This is a genomic window from Vibrio sp. V12_P9A6T4, from assembly GCF_963874835.1.
GTDB classification, from domain to species: domain Bacteria; phylum Pseudomonadota; class Gammaproteobacteria; order Enterobacterales; family Vibrionaceae; genus Vibrio; species Vibrio anguillarum.
The window spans coordinates 1-8207 of record NZ_CAWNJO010000103.1 but is presented as its reverse complement, the minus strand read 5'-3'; the positions used below and the strand labels follow the sequence as shown (position 1 = coordinate 8207).

Annotated in this window: 5 protein-coding genes; all 5 read left to right on the top strand. The window is 46.4% G+C overall.

Annotated features, from left to right (window positions below):
• Positions 1-2277, top strand: a 2277-nt coding sequence (locus AACQ42_RS15585; protein ID WP_094165585.1) for a glycogen/starch/alpha-glucan phosphorylase, incomplete at its 5' end; no start/stop codon positions are given.
• Positions 2278-2377: 100 nt separating this feature from the next.
• Complete coding sequence (malQ, locus tag AACQ42_RS15580) at positions 2378-4555, top strand: 4-alpha-glucanotransferase (RefSeq protein ID WP_094165584.1); 2178 nt, start codon at positions 2378-2380, stop codon at positions 4553-4555.
• A 181-nt stretch (positions 4556-4736) separates the two neighbouring features.
• Positions 4737-6926 (top strand): 1,4-alpha-glucan branching protein GlgB, encoded by a 2190-nt coding sequence (gene glgB, locus AACQ42_RS15575; protein ID WP_094165583.1) that lies wholly within the window; start codon positions 4737-4739, stop codon positions 6924-6926.
• A 290-nt stretch (positions 6927-7216) separates the two neighbouring features.
• The gene (locus AACQ42_RS15570) at positions 7217-7735 is read left to right on the top strand and encodes an Hcp family type VI secretion system effector (protein ID WP_013868180.1); all 519 of its coding nucleotides are present in this window, start codon (positions 7217-7219) and stop codon (positions 7733-7735) included.
• A gap of 141 nt (positions 7736-7876) precedes the next feature.
• The coding region (locus tag AACQ42_RS15565) for a contractile injection system protein, VgrG/Pvc8 family (protein ID WP_254918575.1) at positions 7877-8207 on the top strand (331 nt) is incomplete at its 3' end.

Genomic DNA, 8207 nt, shown 5'->3' with positions numbered 1-8207 from the left:
GACGAGCGCATTGTTAACGCTAAGGGTCTGAACTACTTATCACTTGAGTTCTTGATTGGCCGTTTAACGGGCAACAACCTCATCAGCATGGGCCTGTATGAGCAAATCACGGAAGCGATGGCTGATTTAGGTCAGAACCTAACGGATTTATTAGAAGAAGAACGTGACCCATCCTTAGGTAATGGTGGTTTAGGGCGACTTGCGGCATGTTTCATGGATTCGTGCGCTGCGCAAGAGTACCCAACCGTAGGTTATGGTTTACATTATGAATATGGTTTATTTAAGCAATCTTTTAATGAAGGCCACCAACAAGAAGCTCCTGATGCGTGGCGTTGTGTTGAAGGCTACCCGTGGGAAGTGGCACGACCACACCTAGCACAAGAGATTGGTTTTTACGGCCATGTTGATGTTATCAATGATAATGGTGTGGAAAAACGCCGTTGGGTTCCGGGTATGTTTGTCCAAGCAATGCCTTGGGATTTACCGATCGTCGGCTATGAAAGCGACACGGTTTACCCACTTCGTTTATGGGAATGTCGCGCAATTGCGCCTTTCTCACTGGCTGATTTCAACAACGGTAACTACTTTGAAGCACAGCATGCCTTGATTGATGCAGGCAACATTACCAAAGTACTTTATCCAAACGATAACCACGAAAAAGGCAAGACACTGCGTTTGATGCAGCAATATTTCCATAGCGCGGCGTCAATGCGTGACATTTTGCGTCGTCATGCTGCTGCGGGTCATGACATTGCTGATCTTCCTAAATATCAAACCGTTCAGCTAAACGATACTCACCCAACGATTTCCATTCCTGAATTGATGCGTATCTTGATTGATGAGAAAGGCATGGGCTGGGATGAAGCATGGGCGATCAGCTCAAAAACGTTCGCCTACACCAACCATACGCTACTGCCTGAAGCACTCGAAACCTGGAGCGAGTCGTTGATCCAGCGTTTGCTTCCTCGCCATATGGAAATCATTTACGAAATCAACCACCGCTTCCTGCAAGAAGTACGAGCCAAGTGGCCGGGTGATGTGTCGAAACAGCAAAAACTCTCCATCATTCAAGATGGTTTCCACCGTGTAGTGCGTATGGCAAACCTTTGTGTGGTTGGATCTTACGCTGTGAACGGTGTGGCGGCGCTGCACTCGGAGTTGGTAAAACGCGATCTTTTCCCAGAATTCCACGAGCTTTACCCAACACGTTTGCACAACGTAACAAACGGCATTACGCCGCGTCGCTGGTTGAAATTTTGTAACCCAGGTTTGTCGGCGCTTATTTCGGAAAAAATTGGCACTGAGTGGCCAGCGCACCTTGACCAGCTAGAAGCGATTGCGCAATACGCTGACGATGCGAAATTCCAAAAAGAGTTTATGGCGGTTAAGAAGCACAACAAGCAGCGTCTGGCTGATTGGGTATCAGAGAACATGGGTATTGAGCTTGATACCAATGCCATCTTTGATGTGCAGATCAAACGCTTGCATGAATACAAACGTCAGCATTTGAATATGTTACATATTCTCTCTTTGTATCATCGTTTAGTGAATGACCCAACGTTCGATATGACGCCGCGCGTGGTGTTCTTCGCAGCTAAAGCGGCACCGGGTTACCACCTAGCTAAAGAGATCATCTACGCCATCAATAAAATTGCGGAAAAAGTGAATAACGATCCGCGCATTGGTAACAAGCTAAAAGTAGTTTTCATTCCTGATTACCGCGTGAGCATAGCTGAAATCATCATTCCTGCTGCCGATGTATCCGAGCAAATTTCTACCGCAGGTAAAGAAGCATCCGGTACCGGTAACATGAAAATGGCGCTAAATGGTGCTTTAACCATAGGTACGATGGATGGTGCAAACGTGGAAATTCGTGAGGAAGTGGGTGATGACAACATCTACATCTTCGGTTTGGAAGTGGACGGAGTCGAAGCGTTAAAAGCCAGTGGTTATAACCCATATGATTACTACAATGCGGATCCGCTGCTTAAGGCTTCACTGGATTTGTTGGTGGGTGAAGAGTTTACCCCAGGCGCTCCGGGCAAATTGAAAGCCACGTTCGATAGCTTGCTTGATGGTGGTGATCCATACCTAGTGCTGGCTGACTTCGCTTCGTATGTACAAGCACATCAGGCGATGGACAAGCAGTACCGTGACCAGGCTGGCTGGGCGAAGAAAGCGATTCTTAACACCGCATTGGTGGGTAAGTTCAGCTCTGACCGCAGTATCCGTGACTACGTTAACAACATCTGGAAATTAGAAACCGTTAAACGTTAATTTTCAAGTAAGCCAAGGCCTTAGGGCCTTGGCTCTATGTGACTCATTATAATAAAACCCTACCCATTTGAAGGGGAGAGAAGTCCCTTCGGAGAAAGCGATGAAACAACTAAACGCATTAAAACAAGTAGCGGCGATGGCGAACATTGCCGACAGCTACATAAGCGCGTGGGGCGACGAAGCGAAAGTGGAAGATGAAACCATTATCCGCTTATTGGCGTCTTTGGGCTATGACACAACCAATGATGAAACGCTGCTGAAATCAGCAGAAAAGAAACATAAGAAAGATGTATTAGATCCTGTTCTCGTTATTCGTGAAGGTGAAGCGGTGGAAGTGCCACTTTATCTAGGTGCCAGCGCACGTGAAAGCGAATTTAACTGGCGCTTAGAAACCGAACAAGGAGAGGTACTTGAAGGCTATCTTCAATCGCAAGTCGTTCGTGATGAACGCGCTGAGGGTGGCCCTTTAGTGTTTGCATTGCCAAGCGATTTGGCATGGGGATATCACAAACTGTTGGTGACACGGAAACGCCGTAAAACACCGTATGAGCTCACGCTGATAGTGACGCCAAAAGCCTGTTACAAACAAGCACCTATTACTGAAGGTAAAAAATTGTGGGGCCCGAGTGTGCAGCTTTACACGCTGCGTACTCAGCACAACTGGGGTATTGGTGATTTTGGCGACTTAAAACAGTTAGTGGCGGATATTGCCTCTCGTGGCGGCGATTTTGTCGGCCTTAACCCGATTCATTCTCTCTTTCCTGCAAACCCGGAAGGGGCGAGTCCTTACAGCCCATCGTCACGCCGTTGGCTCAATATTTTATACATTGACGTGAGTTCAGTGCCTGAATTTGCTTTGAGTGCGGATGCGCAGCAAAAAGTAGGCAGTGCGGAGTTTCAACAACGTCTTCAGAAAGTACGTGAAGCGCATTGGGTAAACTACACCGAAGTTGCAACATTAAAAATGAGTGTCTTGCCACTCCTGTTCACCGAATTTAAAAAACGCCATTTAGATAAAAATAGCGATCGCGCACAAGCCTTTTTGAGTTTCGTTGAAGAAGGTGGTGAGAGCTTAGTGCACCAAGCGGCATTCGATGCGCTGCATGTCGATTTACATGCCCAAGATCCGAATGTATGGGGCTGGCCAGTTTTCCCTGAAAAATATCGTCGTTTTGAAAACAGCGCAGTACAGAAATTTATCGAAGAAAATCAAGATAAAGTTCACCTATACATGTACTTGCAGTGGATTGCTGATGGCCAAATTAATGAAGCCCAAGCACTCGCGGAAGAAAAAGGAATGGCGGTCGGCTTATACCGCGACCTTGCGGTGGGTGTGGCTGATTCAGGCTCTGAAACTTGGGCTGATGCCGGTAACTTGATTTTAGACGCCAGCATTGGCGCACCGCCAGATATTCTTGGACCACTGGGTCAAAATTGGGGCTTACCACCGCTTAATCCACAAGTATTACAAGCAACCGCTTACGATGCTTATATCAAGCTGCTGCGCGCCAATATGAAACATTGTGGTGCGCTGCGCATTGACCATGTACTTGGTTTACTGCGCTTGTGGTGGGTACCAAAAGGTGAAAATGCCACTAAGGGTGCTTATATCTACTACCCAGTACAAGATATGCTCGCGATTTTAGCGTTGGAATCTCACCGCCATCAATGTAGCGTGATTGGCGAAGATTTGGGTACAGTACCTGATGAGATCGTCGATATTTTAGCCGATGCGGGTGTTCACTCTTATAAAGTGTTCTTCTTTGAAACCGCAGAAGATGGCGGCTTTATCTCACCGAAACATTACGCCGCTCAGTCGATGTCGGCACTGTGCACACATGATATGCCAACGTTGCGTGGTTTCTGGCATTGCGATGATCTCAAAATGGGGAGCGAAATTGGTTTGTACCCCGATCAAGCCCAGCTCGAAGCCTTGTTTGAGGACCGTTTGAAATGTAAACAAGGCATTTTGGATTCGGTGGCATGGCATGGTTATTTGCCTGAGGGTGTGGGGCGCGACGCAAGCCTTGTTCCAATGGATTCGTATTTAAGTGAGGCGCTGCAATTGCACGTTGCATCTGGTGCATCGACCTTGTTAAGTATTCAGTTAGAAGATTGGTTGGAAATGGATAAACCCGTTAATATTCCGGGCACCGTTAATGAGTACCCTAACTGGCGTCGTAAACTTTCAATGAATTTGGATGAAGTATTTGCGCGTGATAATGTCAATCGCATCGCTGCACGTTTAACGGAAGTGCGAGCGAGTGTAAGTAAATAATCACTTACTGAATAAACCTTGATGTGGCTTAGTGTTATCTTTCTTAATCATGGCATGAAGAATTTTAGTCTAGGTCACTCAATGTAACAGCAGAGTTCGGTACACTGAACCTCGCTAGTATGCCCGCCATTTTAGCGGGCATTTTTATACGTTTAAAGAAAGTTAGGTTAGGAGTAGGGATATGAAAACAAAAAAGCTTTCAAAGCTAAAGCAGGCATATAGCCAACTTTCCCATGCATCATTTACAGATCCATTCTCATTTTTAGGCCCTTACCTTGCACCCGATCAAGGTGCGCTACGCGTTTGGATGCCGGGTGCCGAAAAAGTTGAGCTGGTGGTGGAAAATCAACCCCGCATTCTACTTGAGCGTGAAGATGAGTCGGGTTTCATCCTCAAATCAGACATTGATCTACGTTTTACCCACTACCAATTGGCGGTCGATTGGGCAGGTGTCGAACAGCTCATCGATGACCCATATCAGTACCATGGTTTATACGCTGAATATGATGATTTACATACGCCGAAATCGATGTATCACCACATGGGTTCGCAGTTCGTAACTATGGATCGTGGTGGTAAACAAATCTCAGGTATCCGTTTTTTAGTCTACGCACCGCATGCAAAAGCGTGCAGTTTGATTGGCGCATTTAACCAATGGGATGGACGTCGTAATCCAATGCAGCGCCTTGATTACGGTATTTGGGGAATTTTCATGCCCAACTTACCCGAAGGTACGCAATACAAATTTGAATTGAAAGGGCCTCATGGTGAAGGGTTACCGCACAAAGCCGATCCTTGGGGTTACTACGCCGAGCAATACCCTTCGTTTGCTTCAGTGACGTATGATCATCGGCGTTATGAATGGCAAGACAGTACGTGGCAAGCTCGCCCCATCACCGAAAAGCGCAAGCAAGCGCTCTCTTTCTATGAGTTGCACGTGGGCTCTTGGCGTCGTAATTCGGCGGGGGAATTTTTAAATTATCGTGAGCTGGCTGATCAACTGGTGCCTTATTTGGTGGATTTAGGCTATACCCATGTAGAGCTTATGCCCGTTTCTGAACATCCATTTTATGGTTCTTGGGGATATCAACCTGTTGGCTTATTTGCGCCAACGAGCCGTTTTGGTACGCCCGATGATTTTAAATATTTCGTTGATCAATGTCACCAAGCTGGTCTTGGAGTGGTGCTCGATTGGGTTCCCGCACATTTTCCAGCCGATAGTCATGGTTTAGCCAATTTTGATGGCACTCCTTTATTCCATGACCCTGATCCACGCCGTGGTTGGCATCAAGATTGGAGTTCGTATATTTACGACCTTGGCCGCGAACATGTGCGCCGTTTCTTAGTCTCGAATGCGTTATATTGGTTTGAACAGTTCCATATCGATGGCATTCGAGTAGACGCCGTTGCTTCGATGCTCTATCTCGACTACTCACGCAGCCATGATCAATGGATCCCAAATGTGGATGGCGGCAGAGAAAATTACGATGCGATTGCCACCTTAAAGTGGATGAACGAAGAAGTGTACAAACACTTCCCGAATGCTATGACCATTGCTGAAGAATCAACAGCTTTTCCCGGCGTTTCAGCGCCAACCTTTATGGGCGGCTTAGGCTTTGGTTTCAAATGGAATATGGGCTGGATGCATGACAGTTTGGCCTATATAAAAGAAGATCCCGTTCATCGTAAATACCATCACAACGTCATCACCTTCCCGTTAGTCTATGCACACAGTGAAAACTATGTGTTGTCGCTATCACACGATGAAGTGGTGTATGGAAAAGGTTCGATCCACAACAAAATGCCCGGCGATGAGTGGCAACAAACGGCAAACTTGCGTGCTTATATGGGTTACATGTATGGCCAGCCGGGTAAAAAACTCAACTTCATGGGCACTGAATTTGGTCAAACGGCAGAATGGAATCATGATGACCAACTTCAGTGGTTCTTATTGCAGTTTGAACGCCATCAAGGAGTGCAGAATTTAACGCGAGATCTCAATAAGATGTATCAAGCCGAGCCTGCACTTTTTGAGTTAGACAGTGAGCCTCGTGGCTTTGAGTGGCGTTTACAAGATGCGGCCGATGCGAGCATTCTTGCGCATGAGCGCATGAGTGACTGCGGTGAACGTATTTTAATTATCACCAATTTCACTCCTGTTCCTCACCAAGCTTTTCGTTTAGGTATGCCTGTCAAAGGTGAGTATCAATTACTGCTTAATACAGATGATAGACACTATGGCGGTAGCGGTTTTGAAGTCAAAAACCGTGTACTGACGGAAAACGTTGAGAGTGAGGGTTTAGATCAATCTATTTTGGTCTGTGTACCGCCACTGGCAACTCTCTACTATAAGCTAGAGACAAGGGTATAGTTGTCAACCCCATTGCAATTTAATGAGTTGAATGGTTCCTTGTGAAGTCTCAACATCAAAATCCCGATTTACAGTGTGAATCGGGATTTTTACATCTGGCTGTCTCAGAATGAGGGTAAGTTTTTACCCATCGAAGCAATATCTTGCTCATGCTGGGCAGTTTTTTGCTCAATTTAAAATGTCTGCAATATAAGTGTTTGATTTTAAATAGCAATAGAGTTGGCACTGACTTTGCTCTATGACGAGTGAACTTGTTTCATACCATTCATCATTAAAGTAAGGAATTTGCAATGCCAACTCCATGTTATATCTCTATCGAAGGCGAAACTCAGGGCCTGATCACTGCTGGTGCTCTGTCTACTGATTCAATCGGTGATGCGTTCGTTGAAGGTCATGAAGACCAAATGTTGGTTCAACAATTTGACCACGTTGTAACTGTACCGACTGATCCACAATCAGGTCAGCCTTCTGGTCAACGTGTTCACAAACCATTTAAATTCACCGTAGCGCTAAACAAAGCGGTTCCTCTTCTTTATAACGCACTGGCGTCTGGCGAGAAGATGAAATCGGTTGAGCTAAAATGGTACCGCACTTCTATCGAAGGTAAGCAAGAGAACTTCTTCACTACTACACTCGAAAGCGCGTCTATCGTGGACATTCACTGTGAAATGCCACACTGCCAAGATCCAGCGAACGGCGACTTCACACAAAATGTTACGGTTTCTATGTCTTACCGTAAAATCCTGTGGGATCACGTGAATGCGGGTACTTCAGGCTCTGACGACTGGCGCAAGCCTGTTGAAGCGTAATCACGCTTAGTTTTTGGGTCGCTCACTCGTGTTTCATGTCCTTGGGGTGAGTGGCCCACACCAAAACCTTAAGCTCAGTACGTAGCCTAGTTATGTATTGAGCTTAAGGTTTTTCGACATTCAAATGTGGAAGGGAAAAAGATGGCAAGGTTAAGTTTTAGGCTCACCGTGGAGGGTTTGGCAGACGACACGTTAGTGGTGCGTGAATACCAAGGTGTGGAATCGCTGTCTGATAGCGCGCAAGCGGGCCTGCGCTGCTACGGTTTTCGCTATGAGATAAAACTGGCCAGTCGCCAATCTGGTTTAACGGCGTTGGAGCTGGTGGACAAAACCGCTCAGCTTGAGATGTTGCGTGATGGCCTTGTCGTGCAGCGCGTGCACGGCATTGTGCGCCAGTTCAGTAAAGGCGATATTGGCCATCATCACACCTTTTACTCACTGACCTTAGTTCCAGCATTAGAGCGGCTATCAC

What these genes read in the sequence shown, in the direction of transcription:
- AACQ42_RS15570 (WP_013868180.1), top strand. Translation starts at nt 7,217, where the DNA reads ATGCCAACTCCATGTTATATCTCTATCGAAGGCGAAACTCAGGGCCTG.
- malQ (WP_094165584.1), top strand. Translation starts at nt 2,378, where the DNA reads ATGAAACAACTAAACGCATTAAAACAAGTAGCGGCGATGGCGAACATT.
- glgB (WP_094165583.1), top strand. Translation starts at nt 4,737, where the DNA reads ATGAAAACAAAAAAGCTTTCAAAGCTAAAGCAGGCATATAGCCAACTT.